Origin of the sequence: Photobacterium sp. Alg240-V54, from assembly GCF_900537155.1 — a bacterium.
In the GTDB taxonomy this organism is placed as follows: domain Bacteria; phylum Pseudomonadota; class Gammaproteobacteria; order Enterobacterales; family Vibrionaceae; genus Photobacterium.
Genome location: NZ_UNRL01000011.1, coordinates 45,418 through 69,940 on the forward strand (window position 1 = coordinate 45,418; position 24,523 = coordinate 69,940).

The window sequence follows — 24,523 nt, forward strand, 5'->3', positions numbered from 1 at the left end:
AAAAAAGCCATCCTCAATACCGAGAATGGCTATTTCATGTCTTTGCTCGTCTGCTAGTCATGCTGACTAACCAACAAAATCAAATATGAACAAGAAGCTATTACTATTATAGCCTGCCCATTTCAAATTTAAAGTATTTACTCTAAAAAACCCATAAACAAATATAGAGCGATTACAAGCAGTAATGAATAAAGGCCTGATCGATCAGCTTAAATCACGAAAAACCATCGATTTTATGTATTTTGAGTGATAAATAGTCAGAAAATGGCATTAATAATAAATAAATAACAATCTGGAGTGACCGTAAGGTCGAAGTGATAAGTCAGTATAACGAGGAAAAATTTTTACGTTAGCACAATAAAAAACGCCCCGGTCCAATAAATAGACCGGGGCAGCTGAATCAGCCAAATCCAATAACGTGAAACAAAAGGTCTGAAAGATAGAACATCTTACCTCTGTACCCTACATCGCTAACTGTATATCAATCGTTCATTTTTTGGAAGTCTTTGTCGTAATTTTTTTTCATGTTTTTGTAAGTAATTTTTACATAACCGTTCTTATTTTTAACAAAAAAATAGCTGATCGTTGATCAGCTATTATTTTTTAGCCATCAATCCTCATTTAAATTAATGAGCCTGATCCCAATTATCACCACTACCCGCCTCAGCAATTAATGGTACCGCTAACGTTGCCGCTTGCTCCATCAATTGGCGAACTTTTGCCGTCACACTGTCTAACGCTGAAGTTTCGACTTCAAACACTAATTCATCGTGTACTTGCATTAATAAACTCACGGTTGTTTGCGGTTGTTGTTGCACCCATTCATCAACAGCAATCATAGCTAATTTAATAATATCTGCGGCCGTTCCTTGCATTGGCGCGTTAATCGCTGCACGTTCAGCAGCCTTACGACGTAGGCCATTACGCGCCTTAATATCAGGAAGATATAAACGACGACCAAACAGTGTTTCAACATATCCCTGCTCTGCCGCATTATTACGCGTGCTTTCCATATATTCTAAAACACCCGGGTAACGCTCAAAGTACACATTCATGTAATCTTGCGCTTCATTACGTCCCATATCGAGTTGCTTAGCTAATCCAAACGCACTCATGCCGTAAATTAAACCAAAGTTAATTGCCTTTGCGCGTCGGCGTTGTTCTGTCGTTACATCATCAATCGCCAGCCCTAAAATCTCCGCAGCGGTTGCAGCGTGAATATCTTTGCCTTCTCTAAATGCATTCAATAACGCTTCGTCACCAGAAAGATGCGCCATAATACGTAATTCAATTTGAGAGTAATCGACAGCCAGAATTTTATAGCCCGGTTTAGCCACAAATGCTTGACGAATACGACGGCCTTCTTGGTTACGAACCGGAATATTTTGCAGGTTTGGCTCGCTTGATGATAAACGTCCAGTTACCGTTCCAGATTGATGATAAGAAGTATGAACACGACCAGTCGCAACATTAACCATCTTTGGTAACTTATCGGTATAAGTCGACTTAAGCTTTGCTAAGCCACGGTATTCTAAGAGTAATTTTGGTAGTGGATAGTCTAACGCCAATTCTTGTAGTACTTCTTCATTGGTTGAAGGTGTACCTGAAGGGGTTTTTTTGATAACAGGCAAGCCCATTTTTTCAAATAGAATCGCTTGTAATTGTTTCGGCGAACTTAAATTAAACTCTTCACCCGCTAATTCATAAGCCAGTTTTTCGATTTCATCTAATCGTTGCGCTAATTCTATTGATTGCGCGCCAAGCAACGTACTATCAATGTACACACCTGTACGTTCCATGCGTGATAACACCGGTACTAACGGCATTTCTATGGTTTCAAACACTTTTTTGAGCTTGTCATCTGCTTCAAGTTTTGGATATAGCGCATTGTGCAGACGTAGCGTAATATCGGCATCTTCAGCAGCATATGGGCCAGCTTGATCAAGGTCAATTTGGTTAAAGGTCAATTGTTTCTTACCTTTACCCGCAATATCTTCAAAGCTGATATTTTTATGCTCAAGGTAACGCAGTGCTAGGCTGTCCATATCATGACGACCGACAACGCTGTTATACACATAAGATTCAAGCATGGTATCAAATTGAATGCCCTGCATATCAATGCCATATCGCGCAACAATGCTGGCATCAAATTTTAAATTTTGACCGACTTTTGCTAAATTCTTATCTTCTAATAATGGCTTTAATTGCGCTAACACCCACTCACGCTCAAGTTGTGCGGGCGCATCAAGATAATCATGAGCGACTGGCACATAAGCAGCTTTACCTTCTTCAACCGCAAATGACACCCCAATTAGATTCGCAGTCATGTAATCAAGACCGTCGGTCTCGGTATCAAACGCAAACACATCGGCATTTTTTAACTGAGTTAACCAACCATTAAAACTGGTCTCATCTAATACAGTTTCGTAACCACTACGATCAATTGTTGGGGCTGTCACGGTTGGCTCCGCCGATGTTGTTGCTGCACTTTCATCAGCCACAATACGGCCATCACTGCCATCCAACATTTCGGTTAGCCAACGACGGAACTGTAATTTACCAAACAATTCAGTTAGTGCATCGGTATCAGGTACGCCTTTGCATAATTGCTCTGGTGCCAGCTCTAATTCAACATCAAGCTTAATCGTTGCCAGTTTATAAGACATATAAGCGGCTTCTTTATTATCAAGCAGCTTTTTCGCCATTGTTTTTGAGCCACGAAAACCTAATGGTGCAATATCATCAAGGTTGGCATACAACGCATCTAATCCACCAACACCAGTTAATAACGCCTTAGCCGTTTTCTCTCCAACACCTGGTACGCCTGGAATATTATCAACCTTATCTCCCATCAGGGCTAAGTAATCGATGATCAACTCGGGACCAATACCAAACTTATCCACAACACCCGCAGGATCCATCACCACATCAGTCATGGTATTGATCAGAGTAACGTTTTGATCAACTAACTGGGCCATATCTTTATCACCAGTACTGATTAATACAGGCATGCCTTGTTGTGACGCCTGTGTTGCTAGGGTACCGATCACATCATCAGCTTCAACCCCAGAGATCGCGATCAACGGTAACCCCATCGCTTTGATCACTGCATGTAATGGCTCAATCTGACCGCGAAGATCATCCGGCATCGGCGGACGATTGGCTTTATACTCAGGGTAAATATCATCACGGAATGTTTTACCTTTAGCATCAAAGATAACCGCAATACGATCAGTTGAAAACTGACGCAGCATACTGCGAAGCATGTTAACCACACCGTAAATTGCACCCGTCGGTTCACCATCAGAATTAGTGAAATTAGGCGCCGCATGATAAGCGCGATAAAGATAAGAGGATCCATCAATTAGGATCAATGGATTTTCAGGAATCGTAGCCATAGGGTTATTCTTATATCCAAGCGAAAGTAGTTCAGGTTAGGTCTATTATCGACCAAATTTACCCCTACACCACAGAAAAAATGCAATATTGACTAGAATGCCATGCCAAACCGCAACTGTTAACTGCTGTTTTGCGTTATTCATCCATTTTCTGTGGATAACTTTGTTAGTATTTAATTTACACCAGTTGATCGTTTTTTATGTGAAAATAAAAATTACTCATGATTGTATTTATTTTCATATACTTAATAGGTTAACCTGATTTAGATCCTCGATCCGATATTGATCATTGATTGTGGACAACATCAGTTTGATAATCTTAATCAAGCCCATAATTACAACAATATAAGCATATTTGATTAGTTAGGATGCCATTATGAAGAAAATTGCGGTAATTTTAAGCGGTTCAGGCGTATTTGATGGAACCGAGATCCATGAAGCTGTATTAGCTTTATTAGCCATAGAACAACAAGGGGCAAGCTGGCACTGTTTTGCTCCTAACATCGATCAACATCACGTCATTAATCATACCAATGGCGAAGTCAGTCATGAGATTCGTAATGTTTTAGTTGAATCGGCGCGTATTGCACGTGGCAATATATCTGACATCACCCAGTTGAATATTAATGACTATGATGCACTGCTCGTTCCTGGCGGATTTGGTGTCGCTAAAAATTTATCTGACTTTGCGCTTCACGGCAGTGCATGTCAGCTCAACGAAGACGTAAAACAAGCCTGCCAAGCTTTTGCTCAAGCCAATAAACCTGCGGCCTATTTATGTATTGCGCCAACCTTGATCCCCCAGATCTATGGCCCTGGTGCAAAAGCAACGATCGGCAATGATCCTGACACAGCAGCTGCATTTAACGCCATGGGTGGCGAGCATGTGTTATGCCCTGTCGATGATTTTGTTCTTGACCAAAAACGACGTCTATTAACAACACCAGCTTATATGCTAGCAACCAATATCAGTGAAGCTGCAACAGGGATCAATAAACTGGTACGAGAGTTAATAAAATTAGCTTAAGCGTAATAAGAAATATTAAATGCTTAAAAAAGAAAAAGCGGCGCACTGTGTGATGCGCCGCTCAGCAGAAGTAGTAATTGGTTTTTAGCCCTACACTAAGCACCGTTACCAAGCTGAAGTACACTGGAAGCAATGTGAGCAATGTCGTGCCATCAACCACTAGAAAAAGCGTTTTCTCTAGCGCTGAAAGCATGTTAATAATAACCATTCTCAACTAAGTTGCAACATTTAATTGAGAATAATTTTCATTTAATCATTTTGGTAAAGCACAATCGATAATCACTTAGCTGACCTTTCTTTTCCATATTCTCAATCACATAACCATTTCTAAACAATAATCGCACCATGGCAGGAAAACAGTTACGCGACTTAACGTTGATGGTGGTATATGAAGATTGTGCTATCACCCATGCTTGTTGTGCTTCTAATAATTTTTGCGCAACGCCTAGTCCACGCCCGCAAACTAATACGCCACCAAGCCAGCTATAAAACACCTGCTCAGATAATGCATAACCTATTTTAACGCCAACTAATCGTTGCTGATATTCAGCCACCAAAATCAATGCAGGTTGATGCCCTAATCGCAATCGAATCATCTCGGCATCAATACCTGTATCCAGCTCACTAATACCAGCAAATACCGTCACAGCTTCCGCTATCGTTCCTATACGCACCACTATTTCAGGCATTATTCAGTTTCCTTTGATTAGATAAAAAAATCGGCCGCAGCCGATTTTTTATTGATGCTAAAAACAATCACGACTCATTTAATGACGCCAGCAACGTCCGCAACAGGTGGCTGTTTTAATGTCGTTAGCTTATTGATTAAATAATTAAGTAGTACCCCATATAAAGGCACAAACAGACCAAGACTAATAATTAATTTAAAACTGTAATCCACCAGCGCGATCTCAGTCCAGTTTTGAGCCATAAATGCATCTGGGCTGTGGTAAAACGCAATACTGAAAAAAGCGAGGGTATCAAGTGCATTACCGATAATGGTTGACGCTGTGGGAGCAATCCACCATTGCTTCATTTGACGAAGGCGGTTAAATACCGACACATCCAATATTTGCCCTAACAGGTAAGCCATAAAACTGGCAATCGCAATTCGCGCCACAAACAGGTTAAATTCAGTAAGATGGGCAAACCCTTGATATTGGCCTTTAAAGAACAGCACTGATAGCACATAAGACACAATTAATGCCGGAGCCATTACTCGCCAAATTATTTTACGCGCCATCGCTGCACCAAAAATACGCACAGTTAAATCAGTCGCAAGAAAAATAAACGGAAAGGTAAATGCTCCCCACGTGGTGTGATAACCAAAAATAGTAAACGGTAATTGAACCAGATAATTACTTGAGGCAATCACTAATAAATGAAAAGCCACCAAATACGATAACGCTTTGTGTTGTTGCGCTGAGATAAAAGCAGTTGTGGTTGTATTAGATATTGTTGCGTTGGATAAAGCAGTCATGTAAGACCTTTTTGTCATTGGGGGGAGGGAACCCAAACATTTTCATTGCAGATGATAACCACCACCTGCAACACCAGGGCGGCGATTATACAGCACAGCATTAATTTGCCTAGTGGCGTGACAATAACTGTTGTATAAAAATTAACTCATCGCTTTCACTGAGTACTAACAACTCCAACCACATTGATGCGGTGTAATGCTCAGCTTTAAGTAACAACTGACAACCATCAACATCAATTAGCCATTGTTGTAAGTCTGCACTTGGCTCTTTATCAATGACTTTGGCATCTAAACGAGCCAATAATACGGTTGCAATCATAGCAAAATTATCAAATTCAAACGCTGTGGGAGTCACCACTAACGTACCTAATTCAAGGTTTATTGTGGTGCAGCTAAAATCATAATCCATTATTCGCTTCCATTAATTCTGCTCATCAATGGCCATTAAGTGATCGCCAATCAATTGTAAAAATACCACCCCAAATTTATCTAACTTGCGCTGACCGACACCATTTATTGCTAAAAAGTCGCCTTTTGAACTCGGTAATCGCTCTGCCATTTCCATTAAGCTAGCATCATTAAATACCACATAAGGTGGCAGATCTTCTTCATCTGCAATCGCTTTGCGTAATTTACGTAATTTAGCAAATAACTTTTTATCGTATTGGCGATTAGCCATTCGATCAACTTTACTGCTCCGTACTGCGCTATCTAACCGCGGCACCGCCAAAGATAATGCTATTTCGGCTCTCAATAACGGTCGTGCTTGCTGGGTCAGTTGCAACACTGAATTACGACTAATATTTTGAGTTAAAAACCCACGATGGATCAATTGGCGTAAAATACTGACCCAATATTCATGACTATATTCACGTCCAATACCGTAAGTGGTTAATTTATCGTGGCCATATTCACGAATGCGTTGATTTTGCATTCCCCGCAACACATCAACCACATAAGTAATACCAAAATTTTGATTAACGCGATACACACATGACAACGCTTTTTGAGCCGCTTCTACCGCATCAAATTGTTGTGGAGGATCGAGGCATACGTCGCAATTACCACATCCTTGGTGCAGCTCTTCACCAAAGTAATGCAATAACACTTGCCGACGACAACTTTGTGCTTGAGCAAATGCCCCCATGGCATGCAACTTATGTAATTCAACATCTCGCTGAGCCTCATCGGATTTTTCATCAACACAACGCCGTAACCAAGCTAAATCGGCTGGATCATAAAGCAATAACGCTTCTGCGGGTAAACCATCACGCCCAGCACGTCCAGTTTCTTGGTAATACGATTCAATGTTACGTGGAATATCAAAATGGACCACGAACCGTACATTGGGTTTATTGATCCCCATTCCAAACGCCACAGTGGCAACAACCACATGAATATCATCACGTTGAAAACCATCTTGTACCGCTACTCGTTGTTGATGTTCCATGCCTGCATGATAGGCTGCTGCACGAATACCGCTGTGACACAATTTTTCGCTGATCTGTTCTACTTTCTTACGGCTATTACAATAAATAATCCCGCACTGGCCACGAACAGTCGCTAAATACTGCTGTAATTGCTGTTGCGGTTGATGTTTTTCCCATAAGGTGTAACGAATATTAGGTCGATCAAAGCTACCTAAATAACAGTGTGGGTCATTTAACCCCAACCGACGAACGATATCATGCCGAGTGGCATCATCTGCGGTAGCTGTTAAAGCCATTACAGGCAACGGTGAAAATTGCTGTTTAAGTACCCCTAGGGCGGCATATTCAGGTCGAAAATCATGCCCCCACTGAGAAACACAGTGCGCTTCATCGACAGCGACCATCGCCAAATCAAGTTGCTGTAAGCGTTCAAGAAAATCACGCATTAATACCCGTTCAGGTGAGGCATAAACCAGCTGTAATTCACCCTTTTGCATCGCATCAAACGTTGTTTGAATTTCTTCTCGCGACATCGCAGAGTGAATGCATCCGGCACTGACGCCATTGGCATTAAGCTGATCAACTTGATCTTTCATCAATGAAATAAGCGGTGAAATAACCAAGGTTAATCCCGACTGCATTAACGCTGGGATTTGATAGCACAATGATTTACCGCCGCCGGTCGGCATAATAACCAAACAATCATTACCGGTAGTGATTGCCTCAATCACCGCTTGCTGACCTTGCCTAAATTGTTGATAGCCAAATATATCCTGCAAAATTTCTTGGCTGGATAATAATAATGGCGACACGGGCTGAGGGGCAACGGCTGACATAGTAAGACTCTTCGCTAAACAGGGCTGCCATTCTATACCTAAATCACAGTCAGATGCGAGTAAGGCTAATATGGCTGCCTCTTAGTTGATGCTATTACTTGTTTATCCAGTAAATAATGCCGTCATCCCACTTACTCGGCTCATCAACTCATATCGCGCTTAAAATAATCACTATCAATAGCTATTTCAGCATCAATCCTTAACTATGGTGCTATTTATTAAATATTAGCGATCACATTTGATTAATGAAGTTATAATTTGTTAAAAAAAGACAAATAACCAATTAATTAATAAGACAATATAAAAAAAACCTGCTTTAACATTAATGGTTACTTATTCAGCACCTTCTCATTTAAAATGTTTTTTTTACCACTAAAAATAAGACTTATCAGGGGAATTTATTCACTAGCAACCATGAAAAGCATCAACTTGATTAAATATCACATCTTTAATTAATATTTCGACCAATAATATTTAAAAATAATGAGATATACAGTGTTTTTTCTGCCATCATTAATCACATTAACAAGCTATATAGCCTCCCCCACTGTTGCGTTGCTGATTACAAGGATCTGTTATGCTAAAAATCTCGCCATTACTATTACGTTTACTGACTGTTTGTAGTTGTGTAGCCCCTATTTTTACTGCAACTGCACAACAAATTAGCGATAGCATCACACCAGAAACGAGTGTCGCCAACCAACAATCACAACCTGTGAACGGCCAACAATGGATGATAGCCACAGCCAATCATTATGCCAGTGAGGCAGGTGCTGCAATGTTGCGTCAAGGAGGCAATGCCATTGATGCGATGGTCGCAACCCAACTGGTATTAGGTTTGGTTGAACCGCAATCATCAGGTATTGGCGGCGGTGGCTTTTTAGTTTATTGGAATAATGATAACCACCAAATGACCACCTTTGATGGCCGTGAAACTGCGCCTTTTGCAGTAACGCCGCGTCTATTTCAAGATAAAAAAGGCCAACCACTGGCGTTTTATGATGCGGTCGTTGGCGGACGATCTGTCGGCACCCCTGGCACAATTAAATTATTGTGGAATAGCCACCAGCAATATGGTCAGTTGGAATGGAAAAAGTTATTTCAACCAGCGATCAAATTAGCCCAGCAAGGGTTTATTGTTAGTCCTCGCTTGGCCGCATTAGTGGCTAAAGATGCCACGCATTTGCAACGCTGGCCTGTAACCAAAGCCTATTTTTTTGATACCCAAGGTCAACCGATTCAAGCCGGACAACGGTTAATCAATCACGCTTATGCCAATACGTTACGAAAAATTGCTGATTATGGCCAAAAAGCCTTTTATCAAGGGGATATTGCGCGCGAGATTGTTAATACAGTACAAAATGCCGTTGGTAATCCAGGGGTACTGAGTAGCATTGATTTAGCCAGTTATAAGGTTAAACAGCGGGCGCCAGTATGTGCACCTTATCGTCAATATCAAATTTGCGGCATGGGGCCTCCAAGTTCTGGCGCGTTAACTCTTGGCCAAATAATGGCGATGCTTAACCATTATCCGTTAGCGAAAATGGGCGCCAACGATGTCAACAGCTGGCGCTTAATTGGTGATGCATCACGATTAGCATTTGCCGATCGTGGGCGTTATATGGCTGACAGCGACTATGTGCCGATGCCAACTAAGGGCTTGCTCGATCCCAATTACATTCAACAACGGGCGCAATTATTAGCCTCCAATAAAAAATTAACCACGGTCGAGCCGGGATTACCACCTTGGGAACATGCGAGTCAGCAACAAGCCACCAATGAAGCGATCGAGTTACCCTCAACCACCCATTTTTCGATTGTTGATACTCAAGGTAATGTGGTCTCGATGACCTCTACTATTGAAAACAGTTTTGGTTCGCGATTAATGGTCGGCGGTTTCCTACTTAATAATGAATTAACCGATTTTTCATTTCGAAGCCACATTGATGGCCGACCAATCGCTAATCGTATTGAGCCCGGTAAGCGCCCTCGATCATCAATGACACCGACAATTGTGATGCATAATAATCAACCAGTATTAGCAATTGGCTCTCCAGGTGGTAGCCAAATCATTGGTTATATTGCTAAAACATTAGTGGCTTACATTGATTGGGGAATGGACTTACAGCAAGCGATTAATTTGCCCAATATCAATAACCGCTTTGGTAGCTTTGAATTAGAACAGCACACCACGGCCACCGCATGGGCATCTAAGTTTGAACAATTAGGCTATAAAACCGTTGTCAAAGATCTTAACTCCGGCATTCAAGCGATCAGTATTGCCCCCAAGCAGTTGATCGGGGCTGCCGATCCTCGCCGTGAAGGCAACGTCATCGCCCAATAAGCACAAAAAAGCCCATGGGTGATTAACCATACAATTAATCACTCACGGGCTTATTGTTGTAACTGCCGTTATAGCGCAGTTAACTTAGCGTATTGGGTTACTAGCCACTTAATACCTTCACCATTAAAAGCCACTTGGACTCGACTTTGAGCACCACTACCTTCAAAGTTAATGATCGTCCCTTCACCAAATTTAGGGTGCTGTACTCGCTGCCCCAGACTAAACCCGGTTTCATTAAAGTTATTATTGACTTGAGTTTGACTAAAACGGCCACTGCTCACCGGTCGTGAAACCTGCGCCTTCATTCGTACTTCCTCAACATATTGTTCCGGAATTTCACGAATAAAACGCGATGGCTTATGAAAATTATCTTTGCCGTATAAACGGCGCATTTCGGCATAAGTGATATACAGCTTCTTCATTGCGCGTGTCATACCGACATAGCACAAGCGACGCTCTTCTTCTAACCGATCCGCTTCTTCAATGGTGCGTGAGCTTGGGAACATCCCTTCTTCAACACCGACCATAAATACGATTGGAAACTCTAGACCTTTGGCACTGTGCATGGTCATCAACTGCACCGCATCTTCAAAGGCATCAGCCTGACCATCACCTGCTTCTAACGCTGCGTGAGCTAAGAAAGCAGATAACGGGCTCATTTCCGCTGCTTCTTCAGGAATTTCAAACTGACGCGTTGCGGTGACTAATTCTTCTAAGTTCTCGATCCGTGCTTGGGCTTTTTCACCTTTTTCTTGCTCATACATAGCGCGTAAACCGGAATGACGAATCACATCATCGGTTTGTTGATACATCGGCAATTCAGCAGTGTCATCTTCAAGCGCATTAATCAATTCTATAAAGCGCTGTAGTGCGTTAGCAGCCCGTCCAGCCAGCACTTTTTCATCAAGTAATGCTAAGCTCGATTGCCACATGGTTAAACCACGATCACGAGCGGTAAGACGAATGGTTTCAAGGGTACGATCCCCTAGACCACGGGTCGGTGTATTCACTACCCGCTCAAAAGAAGCATCGTCGTTACGGTTACTGATCAAACGCAAATAAGACAGTGCATCTTTAATTTCTTGGCGCTCAAAGAAACGCATGCCGCCATAAATACGATATGGCATTCCTGCTTGAATTAACGCTTCTTCTAATACTCGCGATTGAGCATTACTGCGGTATAAGAAAGCAGTATCACTTAGGCTTCCGCCTTGCTCACGCCATTCTTTAATTTTACCAACGGCAAATCGTGCTTCATCAAGTTCATTAAAGGCTGAATATAACGAAATTGGCTCGCCATCACCGTCTTCAGTCCATAACTTCTTACCCATACGTTCAGTATTGTTGGCAATAAGCTCATTGGCAGCATTTAGAATATTACCTGTTGAACGGTAATTTTGTTCCAAAAATATTGACGAAGCATTGCTGAAATCATTAAGAAAACGTTGAATATTTTCAACTTGTGCGCCACGCCAACCGTAAATAGATTGGTCATCATCACCGACAATCATCACATGACAATCAGCGCCTGCCATTAATCGTAGCCATGCAAATTGAATATTGTTGGTGTCTTGAAACTCATCCACCAAAATATGTTTAAAGCGCGCTTGGTAATGCTCACGAATATGCTTGTTATCACGCAATAATTCAAACGAACGCAGTAATAATTCAGCAAAGTCGACCATGCCAGCACGATCACACGCTTCTTGGTAAGCGGTGTAAATTCGCAACCAAGTTTGTTCAACCGGATCATTATAGGTTTCAACGTGCTGTGGGCGTAAACCTTCATCTTTCTTGGCATTGATATACCAAGCACCTTGACGTGCAGGCCAATGCTTTTCATCTAAATTCTGCGCTTTAATCAGCCGGCGTAACAATCGCATCTGATCATCAGAATCTAAAATATTAAAATCTTCAGGTAAGCGCGCATCCAAATAATGGGCACGTAACATGCGATGACAGAGACCATGGAAAGTGCCATTCCACATGCCTGAACTGGAGCCATGCATTAATTCATTAATCCGCCCCCGCATTTCAGCAGCGGCTTTATTGGTAAATGTCACCGACATTATTGAATATGGCGAAGCTTGTTCAACCGCTAACAACCAAGCAATACGATGCACTAGCACACGGGTTTTGCCGCTGCCTGCTCCCGCCAATACTAGGTGATTACCCAACGGCGCAGCCACCGCCTCGCGTTGTTTGTCATTGAGGCCATCTAATAGAAGTGAAACGTCCATCGCTATCTACTGGTTATTTATACAATGGTGATGATTATACCAGCCCCAATAAAGATTGCTTCGATATCTTTAGGGTGATTTTCGCAGACTTCAGAAACATAAAATAAACATAGCCATTAAAATAATTAACAATTTGGTGAAATTAATTATGCTCTAGCCCTGTCTGTATATTCCGAGAGCGTATTAACGCCATAAAAAATAGTTACAACTGCAAACCAACACTCAATCATCAAGGAATTATCATGAAAAAGACTAATATCGCCTTAGCATCAGCAATGACAGGATTAATTGCACTTGCAGGAACTCTTGCTTCGACATCCGCTGTCGCTGCAGATATGGGAAAAGAAAAATGCTATGGCGTCAGTAAAGCGGGTAAAAATGATTGCGCCACCAAAACCAGTTCTTGCGCAGGTTCAGCAAAAGAAGATGCACAAAAAGATGCCTTTGTAGTCGTCCCTAAAGGATTGTGCGATCGCCTTCATGGCGGTTCAACTAAGGAGGCTTAATTTGGTGGGCTTTTCATCCCAAAAGCCGATTGGGGTGGGCTTACGCTCACCTCACATCGAAGACATAATTACTCAACGACCCGCCCTTGGTTGGTTAGAAATTCACAGTGAAAACTATTTCAATCCTGATTCATTAGCACGCCACCAATTACGCCAGCTCTTGCCCGACTATCCGCTTAGTTGTCATGGCATTGGGCTGTCATTGGGTTCAGCCGATCCCCTTAATGTGGCTCATTTACAACAACTCAAGCAATTAATCAGCGAAGTTGACCCCTTTTTAGTATCCGATCACCTCAGTTGGAGCTCTGTTGATGGTCAATTCTTTAATGATCTCTTACCGTTACCGTATACCGAAGAGGCACTGGATAATTTTTGCGATAAAGTCGATCAAGTTCAGCACACATTAAACCGTCAAATGCTGATTGAAAACCCATCGAGCTATTTGCAGTTTCAACATTCAACCATTCCAGAATGGGAATTTTTAATGGCTGTCCAGCAACGTACGGGCTGCGGATTATTATTAGATTTAAATAACATTTATGTCAGTAGCTTTAATCATGGCTTTGATTGCCAAACCTATTTAGCCGCTATCGACCCAACCGTGGTGCAAGAAATACACCTTGCTGGCTTTATACGTAAACATCTGCCTCAAGGTGAAATCTGGATTGATACTCATAGCCAGCCCGTGAGTGATGCCGTGTGGCAACTATATCAACAATGGATTCGCTGTCATGGCAGCCATATTGCCACTTTAATTGAGTGGGATACTGATATTCCCACCCTCGCGATATTAGTTGCCGAAGCAAATAAGGCTCAAGCCATTGTCGATAAGGAGCGCGCCCATGCCAACATCATTAACAGCGCCTAATCTGCACCAGTTACAACACCAATTTGTAGCGGCGTTACATTATCAACCTCACACTGCAACAACGATGGTGATCAGCGATCATTTTAGCGCTCAGCAACGGCTGCAACTATACTGCAATAATTTTATCGTTGGTTTAACCGAGGTATTAGAGAGCGTTTATTCAACCGTGAAAGCCATGATTGGTGAGGCGTGTTTTGCGCAATTAGCGCGGCAACATATTCTTAATCATCCGCTACCACAAGGGGATGTCACTCTATATGGTAACCACTTTAGCGACACCATTGCGGCTCAACCAACATTAGTTTCAAGCTTGCCATATTTGGTCGATCTTGCGCGACTAGAATGGTTGCGTGATGTGGTATCACGATCACCCTCTCATAGTGGCGCGCTACCATTAGAGAAATTACACCAATTGGAACATCCACAACATTCGCTTGATCTGCAGCGATATTATTTCCATATACCGATATCCACTCATCTTTTTAGTAGTCAATATGCAGTCGGCACACTGTGGGAGATCGTTAATCACACTGATGGCAGTCATCAACAGCAACAATTAGCTACGTTGGATATTCATCAACCGCAGGCAGTATTGGTACAACATTTCCAATGGCAGCTGTGGCAACAAACCGTTACTACAGAGTTAATAGCGTTGGTGAGCGATTGCCAGCAACAGCGTCCTATCGCTGCACTCACCGAATCACAATTAACCCTGCTGCCACAGCTATTACACCACCATTTAATTGACGATATTGGTGAGGTGAACAACGATGATTAATTTTATACGTACTATTGACCCTTTTTTTCAACAACTCACCCAGCCATTACAACCGTTATTATTACTGTTTAGTCGTGTGTGGGTAGCGATTGCCTTTTTTAAATCAGGACTGATCAAATACAGCAGTTGGGATAGCACCCTGTATTTATTTGAATACGAATATCAGGTGCCGGTTTTACCTTGGCTATGGGCAGCTTATAGTGGCACTGCGATTGAATTGATCGTGCCGATTTTTTTAGTGCTCGGATTATTTTCACGACCAATGGCCGCGTTATTATTTGGTTTTAATATTATTGCAGTAGTGTCATACCCCGCGTTATGGCCGCAAGGGTTTTATGATCACCAATTATGGGGAATGATGTTACTGGTTACACTCTTTTGGGGCGCGGGGAAATTATCACTCGATCATTGGCTCTATCAAGGCCAAGCTCGTCATTATCCTCTCAAATAATGGTGTTATTCCCCGTTAACTTAGCGTGCAGGAATACCAATTAACGGCAGTAATTCTGCTAAATGACTAATTTCGACATCAGGCAAACAATTAACATTAGCAGTAGTTAATGTGCGGCGCTGATCATTATACCAACACGCTTGCAAGCCATGTTTCTTGGCGCCAAAAACGTCAGTTTGCAAGTGATCACCTACATGTAAAACCTGTTGTGGCGGTAACCCTAAATGATTTATAGCGTGCTCAAACAGATCTGCAGCTGGTTTTGCTAACCCATCACGCCCTGCTTGATAGATGGCGCTGAAATATTTTGCCAAGCCGATTTGCTGCGGATCAACATTACCATTAGTGATCGCCACTAACGGTAGCTGCGCACTCAATAACGCCAACACACGATGGGTTTCAGCAGATACATCGACCTTATTACGCTCAACCAACACCAACTCCAACCCTTGCCGAGCGGCTAATTCAGCGGCTTGTAAACGCCAGCCCAATTGCATTAAACCAATTTTTAACGTTTCATAACGCCATTGGCTAACATCATGCGTCAAACTAGGATCAATCACAGCCAGTTGCTGCTTAAGATGCTGCCAATCATCACGGTTAATCATGGTTGATGACGGTAATAGCTGAGCTAACCAATCAAACATCGCTTGTTCAGCCCGAACAATCACCGGATGGTTATCATAAAGGGTGTCATCAAGATCAAATGTCAGTGCATTAATCGAGCCTAAGTGACGATAAAATTGCATGGTTGTTCCTGTCATTAATAATCCAACCAATACTAACGGCGCTTGGCTCGCGGATGAGCGGCATCATACACTTTGGCTAGATGTTGAAAATCAAGATGGGTATAAATTTGAGTAGTGGTTAAATTGGCATGACCCAATAATTCTTGTACCGCACGTAGATCACCACTGGATTCCAACATATGAGTGGCAAAACTATGGCGTAATTTATGTGGATTAATATGGCTTGATACTGCCTGCTTTTGCCCCCATTCTGCCATTCTTTTTTGAACATTACGGTTTGAAATACGCTGACCAAGCTTAGATACAAACAAGCCATTTTCATCAGCATGAGCAATATTAGCCCGTACTTTAAGCCAATTAGCAACCCACTCTCGCGCTAAACCAGCAAAGGGGACGACTCGCTCTTTATCACCTTTACCAATAACTCGTAGATCACCTTTGCTTAAGCTAATATCACGTACATTTAAGTTAACCAATTCCGATAAACGTAACCCCGCACCGTACATTAACTCCATCATTGCCCGATCACGGATCGCCAACGGATCATCATCATTCACTTCTAGCAGTTGATTCATTTCATCAACGTCTAAATTTTTCGGTAATGGCCGTGCTTTACGAGGAGCAGCGACCCCTTTGGCAGGGTTAGCAGGTAATACTTGCTGATGCACCAAATAATCAAAAAAGCTTCGCAGTGCAGATAGTCGCATCGCTAAGCTGCTGGCTTTTAGACCATTACGCATCCCTTTACTGGCAATTTGGCGCACCCAGCCCGCATCAACTTGCTGCCAATTTTCAACCCCAAGCTCTAGTAATTGCTCTGCAATGCAGGTTAATTGACGTTTATAATTTTGCTGAGTGTGCAAACTAAGCTCACGCTCGCTACGCAAATATTCATAAAAACGCTCAAGGGGTTGTTCAAAACTTCGAGGAAGCGTACTCACATAAACCTCAATATTGGTGTCATTAATATTTATGACAACAGTTAGCTTTCACTATTGAATAAATTGACCATCAAAAACATGCGCCACAGGGCCGGTCATAAACAATGGTTTGCCTTCTCCAGCCCAGCGAATATATAAATCGCCACCAGGTAAACTCACTTTGACATTCTCATCCAATAAGCCTTGGCTACGACCAACCGCAACTGCCGCACAAGCACCACTGCCACAAGCTTGAGTTTCACCAGCACCGCGTTCATACACTCGCAATTTCACCGTACCACGGTCAATAACTTGCATAAAACCTGCATTAACACGCTCAGGAAAACGCTCATGTGATTCCAACAACGGCCCTAGTTTTTCAACTGCCGCAGTATCAACGTCATCAACAATCGTAACGCAATGTGGATTACCCATACTCACTGCACCACAAAATAGCGTTTGCTCACCAACCCGCAGTAAATAGGTTTTCTCTGCCTGCTTGGCGCGCATCGGAATTTTATTGGGTTCAAAGTTCGGCGCCCCCATGTTCACTGTTACTTGACCATCGCTTTCAAGCTTTAACACCATTTTGCCCGCTTTCGTACTCACGGAAATATGGTATTTATTGGTTAGCCCTTTCATTGACACAAACCGAGCAAAACAACGGGCGCCATTACCACATTGCTCAACTTCACTACCGTCTGCATTAAAAATACGGTAATGAAAATCCGTTTCAGGATCATAAGGCGGTTCGACCACTAATAGCTGATCAAAACCAATCCCACGGTGGCGATCCGCTAAACGACGAATCGCATCTGGTGAAAAAAAAACATTTTGTGTTACACAATCTACAACAACAAAGTCATTGCCCAGCCCATGCATTTTGGAAAAGTTAATCTGCATGATGTTCCTTAATTATTAAAGCTTCAGTTGCGACGACAATCATTTAATAAGATATTCATGTTGCCAAAGTTGCTCTAGCGTTTCGCGAGCACGAACCAAATGCACTTGTGGACCATCAACCATCACTTCAGCAACGCGAGGACGAGAATTATAGTTAGACGCCATTACGAAACCATAAGCGCCTGCTGATCTAACAGCAAGCACGTCATCGGGCGCTAAACATAAATGACGATCTTTACCGATAAAATCACCGGTTTCACAAATCGGCCCAACCAGATCATAACACTGAGTTTCACCATGACGGGGAATCAGTGGCACAATATCTTGCCATGCGGAATACAAGGTCGGTCGAATGAGATCATTCATCGCCGCATCGACAATGGCAAAGTTTTTATATTCAGTATGCTTTAAAAACTCAACTTTGGTCAGCAATACTCCGGCATTGGCAGCAATAGCACGGCCGGGCTCAAAAATTAATTCCAATTGCGGGTAAGCGGCTAAGCGCGCTAACAATGCGGTCGCATAATCAGCCGGTAATGGCGGTTGCTCATCGTTATAGGTCACCCCTAACCCACCACCGAGATCTAAGTGTTTGATCTCTATTCCAACCGATTTTAGCTCATCAACTAATGCCAATAATCGTTCAGTTGCATCAATAAAAGGCTGCACTTCAGTTAGCTGGGAGCCAATATGACAATCCATACCAACCACATTAAGGTGAGGTAATTGATGGGCTAATTGGTAGACTTCTAACGCTCGCTCACGAGCAATACCAAATTTATTGTCTCGCAGTCCCGTTGAAATATATGGATGGGTATTGGCATCAACATCGGGGTTAATGCGCAATGAAATCGGGGCGATTTTACCTAATTGACCCGCAACATGATTTAAGCGTTCTAATTCAGGCTCCGATTCAACATTAAAGCATTTAATCCCAAGCTCTAATGCACGCTGCATTTCAAGCGCTGTTTTACCGACACCAGAAAAAACCACCTTGGCAGGATCGCCACCAGCAGCCAATACTCGCTCGAGCTCACCCATCGACACAATATCAAACCCTGAGCCTAATCGTGCCAGCACATTGAGCACTCCCAGGTTAGAGTTTGCTTTAACTGCATAGCAAATCAAATGCGGCTGAGTGGCAACAGCTTGATCAAATGCATGCCAATGGCGCTCAAGCGTAGCGCGAGAATAAACATAAAGTGGCGTACCATATTGTACTGCCAATTCAGCTAACGCCACCTCTTCTGCCCATAGTTGTCCGTCTTGCTGATAATTAAAATAATCCAATGCTTATTTTCCTTCCCTGTCTTGTTGACTATTAAGCTGCTATTTAATCATCATCGCAGCGGTCTTGTTATTGTGGTTGATGTTGTTGTGGCGCGTCTTTTGGCATGTAAAGTGGGCCAGTTTGGCCACAGCCAGTTAAAATTAACGATCCGAAGACCAAAATTGCTAATAAACCTTTATGCATAATTCAAAGCCAGTGATTATCATTCCAATGACCTCTATAATCGCACCAAGAACAAGAAATGCAATAGGACGCAATAGGATGAATGATACTGAATTCCACCAACTGGCCGATCTAGCACTAATGCAGATCGAAGAAGGCATCGATGAATCCGGTGTTGATATTGAACCAGAAACCACAGGTAACGTACTGACTTTAGAGTTTGCTAACCGCAGCCAAATCGTTATTAACCGCCAAGAACCACTACATGAACTATGGTTAGCTTCAAAATCAGGTGGTTACCATTTTAAATACACTGGTAGCGAATGGCGTTGCACCCGTAGTGATAAAGAATTATTTGCACTACTTAAACAAGAATGCAGCCTCCATGCCGGTGAAAATGTCACTTGGTAATGCCAATGTGATTTATCGCAGCAATAAAAAAAGCCTTCAAAAAAATGAAGGCTTTTTTCTAGGTTAATTAACACTCACAGCGTTAATTAAGATTAATACCGTTATTTGTTGCTTCAGTATTGTCATTACGGCGGCCCACTTGACCACTCTTAAACGGCAATACTTGCAATTCACCTTTCTCATTATGTGCAATATCGTAAAACTGCGGCAGATTGAAATTGATGAAATTCGCACTATAGCTAAAGCGATCTTGCGACGACGTATAAAAACGGTTCACACCATGGACCATTTCATCTTTATTGCCATTGCATTGGCGATACACTTCCATTTGATTGGTTTCATCTAAAATATAGATATTGAAACCTTGGTCACAATCTTCAAAAAAGAACTGAATCAAACCTTCACTGGCATACGCATCAACAATTTCAGGTGGATGTGGCTCATCGGTTTTACCCATCACCACTTTGGGTATATCACTGACTTTATTTGATGAAATACAACTATAAAAATCAACTGAATTTTCAAGTCGTTGTACTGAAACACCACGACGTTCAAAAAATAAGCCATAGGTTTCATCAGCGATATGGACCGCTTTAAAGCGACGACGTTTTTCCTCTTCAACTGGTTTTAGGCGCATTTCAATACACTCAGCCACCAATTGATAAACCACATTACGAATTAAACCACGCATATGTTTACTGTAACAAAACACATCAATCGCTTCGGGTGGAATCGCATCGTGGTGCATTTTACCCAACATAGTTTTCAACGCATCCAGCATGGCATAGTTACCACTGAAATTCAGAGTACGCACTTCATTCCACGAGTTACGATAAACCAAGTCGACACTGCCGACTAAGCACTTTTGCTCAGGGCCATAGCTGAAAATATCGGTGGTTTTAAAATCAAATCGCACCGAACGATTTTTTAGCTCAGTGGTTGGATCGTTTTCTAAATTAACAAACAACCCTAATTGACGAATTTCACACGGGCTCGATAATGCCTGTAAACCAGGATGCGGACGACGAATTGGAAAGGTATTACGAATATCACTCACCAATTGATACAGTTTATCTAAATCCATATCAGCGTTACGCGCCACTGTGTGTAAGTGGGTCGATTCGGTCAACAGGCCATTAAAATAGCTCCACGCCACTAACTTTGACAGATAGCGGTTATGCTCTAACGGTGGTTGACCTAAAATGTATTTCGCTTCAATCGGTTGTTTATATAAATACCAACCTGCGGCATTGGTTCGCCCTTCTGGTACTTGAATAAACGTCAGATCAGGTTCGTGTAAATCCGGTGATATTTGCGGATTTAATAGCGTTACCTTACCAGGTAGTACCTCAAAGGCAGCATATAATTTACGCGCCAGAATACTGATATCTTCAGGGCTAATAGCCGAGGTAATATCATTACGGCGCGCAAAACGGATCAGGTTTCGATAACTGAGCATCAATGCATCAAGCAACTCGTTATGAGCCTGCTTTACTTGAGCGACCTTCCAATTACGGCGATTATCAAGCTCAGCCACAACATCTGTTGACCACAGCCATTGCTCGGTTAACTGTTGCAGCGCACGTCGTCGCCACACCACAGAACCAGACGTTGGCTTACGGGTTAGTTTCTCATGGGTTTTAAGATAGAAACAGCGACGGACTAAATCGAGACGACGATGATCATCAATACGCTCTAAATAACGGGTCACTTTCTCAAGCATTAAATAATAAGCATCCATGCAGTATTCACTGCGATCTTCAGCAAAGAAACGGCGCTTACCATCAAGACTTAATAATTGGGTATGTGGGTATTCCCATGAGTAGGCTTCAAGCAGAATCGCTTTTAATACCGATTTATAGGGCGAATCGATACTTTTGTATAACTGCCATAAACTGGAACCAAAATATTCTTCAGCAGGAATACGCATCAGGCCACCAAAATCAATCCATTGGTCGCGTTGAATATAACCTTTCGCGACCAGATCATCGATATATTGGTCATAGCACTCTTCCATCTCTGGTGGCACCATAAACCATAATAACGGTAATCCAGCTAAACAGACGGCTGAACGATAAAACTCATCAAGCAACAATAAATGCTGACTTGAACCACAGTTTTCACCGGTCATCGCCTCTGAAAAGTTGTCTCGAAAACGGTTTTCATCGATCAAAAAGAAGTTGGCTTCAACCCCTTGTTCCATCGCCCATTGGGAAACTAAGTGACATTTACGATCTAATGCTTCACGGCTGTGACTATTTAATGACGTAGGAATGCAGACCCAAATATCGAGATCACTGGTAAGACTTTGCCCCATAGAAGAGGTACTACCCATGGCATAAAGACCAGTAATTGGGCAGTCGGCGTCATCAACCACTAGCGGCTCAACGGACATTGCTGCACTACGCGCACAATCATTAACAAATTGCTGCTGCACGTCAGTGACGATAAAATGCGCAATTCCCTGAGGTACTTGTTGATCAAGATACCCCGGCAAGGCTGGGTGGTTATAATGTAATAAGACAGGTAACAGATCAAAAACCTGTACCGACGGCTCATTCATTGCTAAGCGTGCTCGTTCAATACGAAGCTCAGTCAGTGAGTCCAGTCTACCTTTTAGCGTCTTGATATAATTTTGCAAATTACTCTTCCAAGAGCTAGCAGTGTTAGTGCGGCCCGCAGTTTGACATTAATAGCGTAAATTTTATTCAAAATAAGAAAAAAACGTGATCAATGTATCATTTTTAATACCTACGGTAAAGATAATGCCAAGCTTGCCCCAGTAACAACTGTCTATGATTCATCCGTGATTATCAGGCTATTCATCGCGGTAATAACTAAAAGCAGTTGATCACACTGCAACTAGAAACCGCTCAATGACTTATTGCGATAAATATCACATTTTGTGTTGTAGCTGACTACACAATAACGCTTGAAATCAGGAACCGCAATACACGAATTATCATCCATGCTTAGGTAGTGGTACGATACTGAGCATAAAAAATCATAACCTTGATTAACGGACCCTCTTTACTATGATGACAACACAACCGATTCGTATTGCTACACGCAAAAGCCCACTAGCCATGTGGCAAGCTGAGTTCGTCAAAGCTGAACTCGAACAAGCTCATCCAGGGCTCGTTGTTGAACTGCTACCTATGGTAACAAAAGGCGACATCATTTTAGATACTCCTTTAGCAAAAGTGGGCGGCAAAGGCTTATTTGTTAAAGAACTTGAAGTGGCTATGCTTGAAGGTCGCGCAGATATCGCAGTGCATTCAATGAAAGATGTACCAGTAGAATTTCCTGAGGGATTAGGGTTAGTCACTATTTGTGAGCGTGAAGATCCACGTGATGCCTTTGTGTCAAATAACTATGATTCTATTGATGACTTACCTCAAGGCGCAATTGTGGGAACGTCAAGCCTACGCCGTCAATGCCAATTGCGCGCTCAACGTCCAGATCTGATCGTTAACGACCTGCGTGGCAATGTGAATACTCGCCTGCGCAAGCTTGATGAAGGCCAATATGATGCGATTATTTTAGCGGCAGCTGGACTAAAACGCCTTAAAATGAACGATCGTATTCGCAGTGAAATTGCACCAGAAACAAGTTTACCGGCTGTTGGCCAAGGTGCCGTCGGTATTGAATGTCGTCTAAATGATCAACGAGTACGCGAATTACTTGCTCCGCTAAATCACCAACCAACCGCAACACGTGTTTTGTGTGAACGCGCGATGAATAACCGTCTTCAAGGTGGTTGCCAAGTGCCTATTGGTAGTTATTCAGAACTGCAAGGCGATACTATTTGGCTACGTGCCTTAGTTGGCGAACCAGATGGCAGTATCATTGTTCGTGCTGAAATCAGTGGCCCAATTGCAGACGCAGAACAATTAGGTGAAACCTTAGCCGATGAATTGTTAGCTAAGGGTGCCAAAGACATTCTTGATCGTTTATACGGTAACGCCTAATGACAGTGCTGATCACCCGTCCAGCACCAGAGTGCGATCAATTGGTCGCACAACTAAATCAAGTGGGGATCAGCGCGATTGCTCAGCCTCTACTTGAGGTTCAGCAAGGGAAATATATAAATAGATTAATAGAACAAATTCAACAACTGCAACAGGGTGACTATATCATTGCAGTTAGCTATCATGCGGTACGTTTTGCAGCTGATTACTTGATATCACAAGGTGCAGAATGGCCAAAAAACATGCATTATATAGCCGTTGGCGACAAGACTGCTGCAGCATTAGCCCAAGCCTGTCAACAACCAGTGAGTTCACCTGAAGGTCGCCATGATAGCGAAGCGCTATTAGCGTTACCTGAACTTGCTAATATTGGCCAACGTAGGGTATTAATCTTACGAGGTAATGGTGGTCGCGAGTTAATCTATCAGGCATTAACCGCTCGCCATGCCAAAGTCAGTTATTGTGAGACTTATCAACGCTGCTGGCTTGCTCTCGATGCAACACCATTAGTCCAACAGTGGCAACAACAGCACATACAGGCTCTAGTTGTCACTAGTAGTGAACAGTTAATATACTTAACGGGATTGATCCCAACAGAGAGTTTGACTTGGTTTTATAATTGCCACCTTTTCGTACCAAGTCAACGGGTCGCAGATCAAGCATCGACGCTTGGCTACAGACATATTTCCACCGTGGGAAGCGCCGCTAATCAGGCGTTATTCACGTTCCTAAAAAGCAACGTAAGCTAACGGAATAAT

21 protein-coding genes are annotated in these 24,523 nt (G+C 42.5%); 9 read left to right on the top strand and 12 right to left on the bottom strand.

The window, feature by feature from the left end; genetic code table 11:
• Positions 1-626: 626 nt before the first annotated feature.
• Positions 627-3,398 carry a DNA polymerase I gene (polA, locus tag G6R09_RS17955; protein ID WP_065176612.1) on the bottom strand — a complete coding sequence of 924 codons (2,772 nt, stop codon included), beginning with the start codon at positions 3,396-3,398 and terminating at the stop codon, positions 627-629.
• A 376-nt stretch (positions 3,399-3,774) separates the two neighbouring features.
• On the opposite strand from polA, the gene elbB reads away from it, so the two are divergent.
• Positions 3,775-4,425: an isoprenoid biosynthesis glyoxalase ElbB gene (gene elbB, locus G6R09_RS17960; protein ID WP_065167789.1), complete on the top strand. Its 651-nt coding sequence runs from the start codon at positions 3,775-3,777 to the stop codon at positions 4,423-4,425.
• Positions 4,426-4,670: 245 nt separating this feature from the next.
• On the opposite strand, the gene G6R09_RS17965 is transcribed toward elbB, so the two are convergent.
• The 4 genes from G6R09_RS17965 to recQ form a co-directional block, all read right to left on the bottom strand.
• Entirely contained in the window at positions 4,671-5,114 is a 444-nt protein-coding gene (locus G6R09_RS17965) for a GNAT family N-acetyltransferase (RefSeq protein WP_306440122.1), read from the bottom strand.
• 74 nt (positions 5,115-5,188) lie between these two features.
• Entirely contained in the window at positions 5,189-5,905 is a 717-nt protein-coding gene (locus tag G6R09_RS17970; RefSeq protein ID WP_163923868.1) for a 7-cyano-7-deazaguanine/7-aminomethyl-7-deazaguanine transporter, read from the bottom strand.
• A 109-nt stretch (positions 5,906-6,014) separates the two neighbouring features.
• A complete protein-coding gene (locus G6R09_RS17975; protein WP_065167791.1) occupies positions 6,015-6,314 on the bottom strand; it encodes a DUF3630 family protein in 300 nt (99 codons plus the stop codon).
• A 12-nt stretch (positions 6,315-6,326) separates the two neighbouring features.
• The gene (gene recQ, locus G6R09_RS17980; protein WP_163923870.1) at positions 6,327-8,171 is read right to left on the bottom strand and encodes an ATP-dependent DNA helicase RecQ; all 1,845 of its coding nucleotides are present in this window, start codon (positions 8,169-8,171) and stop codon (positions 6,327-6,329) included.
• A 577-nt stretch (positions 8,172-8,748) separates the two neighbouring features.
• Between recQ and ggt the strand changes: the two genes are divergently transcribed.
• Positions 8,749-10,515: a gamma-glutamyltransferase gene (gene ggt, locus G6R09_RS17985; RefSeq protein ID WP_163923872.1), complete on the top strand. Its 1,767-nt coding sequence runs from the start codon at positions 8,749-8,751 to the stop codon at positions 10,513-10,515.
• Positions 10,516-10,583: 68 nt separating this feature from the next.
• On the opposite strand, the gene uvrD is transcribed toward ggt, so the two are convergent.
• The gene (gene uvrD, locus G6R09_RS17990) at positions 10,584-12,755 is read right to left on the bottom strand and encodes a DNA helicase II (protein WP_163923874.1); all 2,172 of its coding nucleotides are present in this window, start codon (positions 12,753-12,755) and stop codon (positions 10,584-10,586) included.
• Positions 12,756-12,997: 242 nt separating this feature from the next.
• Here uvrD and G6R09_RS17995 point away from each other — a divergent pair, with 242 nt between their 5' ends.
• Genes G6R09_RS17995 through G6R09_RS18010 form a run of 4 tightly spaced genes read left to right on the top strand, consistent with a single transcriptional unit; the run spans position 12,998 to position 15,358 of the window.
• Positions 12,998-13,261 carry a DUF2282 domain-containing protein gene (locus G6R09_RS17995; protein ID WP_065167795.1) on the top strand — a complete coding sequence of 88 codons (264 nt, stop codon included), beginning with the start codon at positions 12,998-13,000 and terminating at the stop codon, positions 13,259-13,261.
• A 4-nt stretch (positions 13,262-13,265) separates the two neighbouring features.
• Positions 13,266-14,129 carry a DUF692 domain-containing protein gene (locus G6R09_RS18000; protein ID WP_373423723.1) on the top strand — a complete coding sequence of 288 codons (864 nt, stop codon included), beginning with the start codon at positions 13,266-13,268 and terminating at the stop codon, positions 14,127-14,129.
• The gene (locus tag G6R09_RS18005) at positions 14,104-14,907 is read left to right on the top strand and encodes a DNA-binding domain-containing protein (RefSeq protein ID WP_163923880.1); all 804 of its coding nucleotides are present in this window, start codon (positions 14,104-14,106) and stop codon (positions 14,905-14,907) included. The genes G6R09_RS18000 and G6R09_RS18005 overlap by 26 nt, the downstream gene beginning before the upstream one ends.
• The gene (locus G6R09_RS18010) at positions 14,900-15,358 is read left to right on the top strand and encodes a DoxX family protein (protein WP_065167797.1); all 459 of its coding nucleotides are present in this window, start codon (positions 14,900-14,902) and stop codon (positions 15,356-15,358) included. The genes G6R09_RS18005 and G6R09_RS18010 overlap by 8 nt, the downstream gene beginning before the upstream one ends.
• Positions 15,359-15,378: 20 nt before the next feature.
• On the opposite strand, the gene yigB is transcribed toward G6R09_RS18010, so the two are convergent.
• From yigB to G6R09_RS18035, 5 genes are all read right to left on the bottom strand, one after another.
• Complete coding sequence (gene yigB, locus G6R09_RS18015; RefSeq protein WP_163923919.1) at positions 15,379-16,107, bottom strand: 5-amino-6-(5-phospho-D-ribitylamino)uracil phosphatase YigB; 729 nt, start codon at positions 16,105-16,107, stop codon at positions 15,379-15,381.
• Between the two features lie 32 nt (positions 16,108-16,139).
• Entirely contained in the window at positions 16,140-17,048 is a 909-nt protein-coding gene (gene xerC / locus G6R09_RS18020) for a tyrosine recombinase XerC (protein WP_065167798.1), read from the bottom strand.
• A gap of 51 nt (positions 17,049-17,099) precedes the next feature.
• Complete coding sequence (gene dapF / locus G6R09_RS18025; protein WP_060998623.1) at positions 17,100-17,930, bottom strand: diaminopimelate epimerase; 831 nt, start codon at positions 17,928-17,930, stop codon at positions 17,100-17,102.
• Between the two features lie 39 nt (positions 17,931-17,969).
• Complete coding sequence (gene lysA / locus G6R09_RS18030; protein WP_065167799.1) at positions 17,970-19,220, bottom strand: diaminopimelate decarboxylase; 1,251 nt, start codon at positions 19,218-19,220, stop codon at positions 17,970-17,972.
• 67 nt (positions 19,221-19,287) lie between these two features.
• Positions 19,288-19,404 (bottom strand): lipoprotein, encoded by a 117-nt coding sequence (locus G6R09_RS18035; RefSeq protein ID WP_082955713.1) that lies wholly within the window; start codon positions 19,402-19,404, stop codon positions 19,288-19,290.
• 78 nt (positions 19,405-19,482) lie between these two features.
• Between G6R09_RS18035 and cyaY the strand changes: the two genes are divergently transcribed.
• Positions 19,483-19,794 carry an iron donor protein CyaY gene (gene cyaY, locus G6R09_RS18040; protein WP_036788451.1) on the top strand — a complete coding sequence of 104 codons (312 nt, stop codon included), beginning with the start codon at positions 19,483-19,485 and terminating at the stop codon, positions 19,792-19,794.
• An 82-nt stretch (positions 19,795-19,876) separates the two neighbouring features.
• Here the strand turns inward: cyaY and G6R09_RS18045 are convergent, their stop codons facing one another.
• Positions 19,877-22,435: a class I adenylate cyclase gene (locus tag G6R09_RS18045; RefSeq protein ID WP_163923883.1), complete on the bottom strand. Its 2,559-nt coding sequence runs from the start codon at positions 22,433-22,435 to the stop codon at positions 19,877-19,879.
• A gap of 397 nt (positions 22,436-22,832) precedes the next feature.
• Here G6R09_RS18045 and hemC point away from each other — a divergent pair, with 397 nt between their 5' ends.
• On the top strand, positions 22,833-23,765 hold the full coding sequence (hemC, locus tag G6R09_RS18050) for a hydroxymethylbilane synthase (protein WP_065167808.1): 933 nt from the start codon (positions 22,833-22,835) through the stop codon (positions 23,763-23,765).
• Positions 23,765-24,514, top strand: coding sequence for a uroporphyrinogen-III synthase (locus tag G6R09_RS18055; protein ID WP_163923886.1), 750 nt, complete (start codon positions 23,765-23,767; stop codon positions 24,512-24,514). The genes hemC and G6R09_RS18055 overlap by 1 nt, the downstream gene beginning before the upstream one ends.
• Positions 24,515-24,523 lie beyond the last annotated feature (9 nt).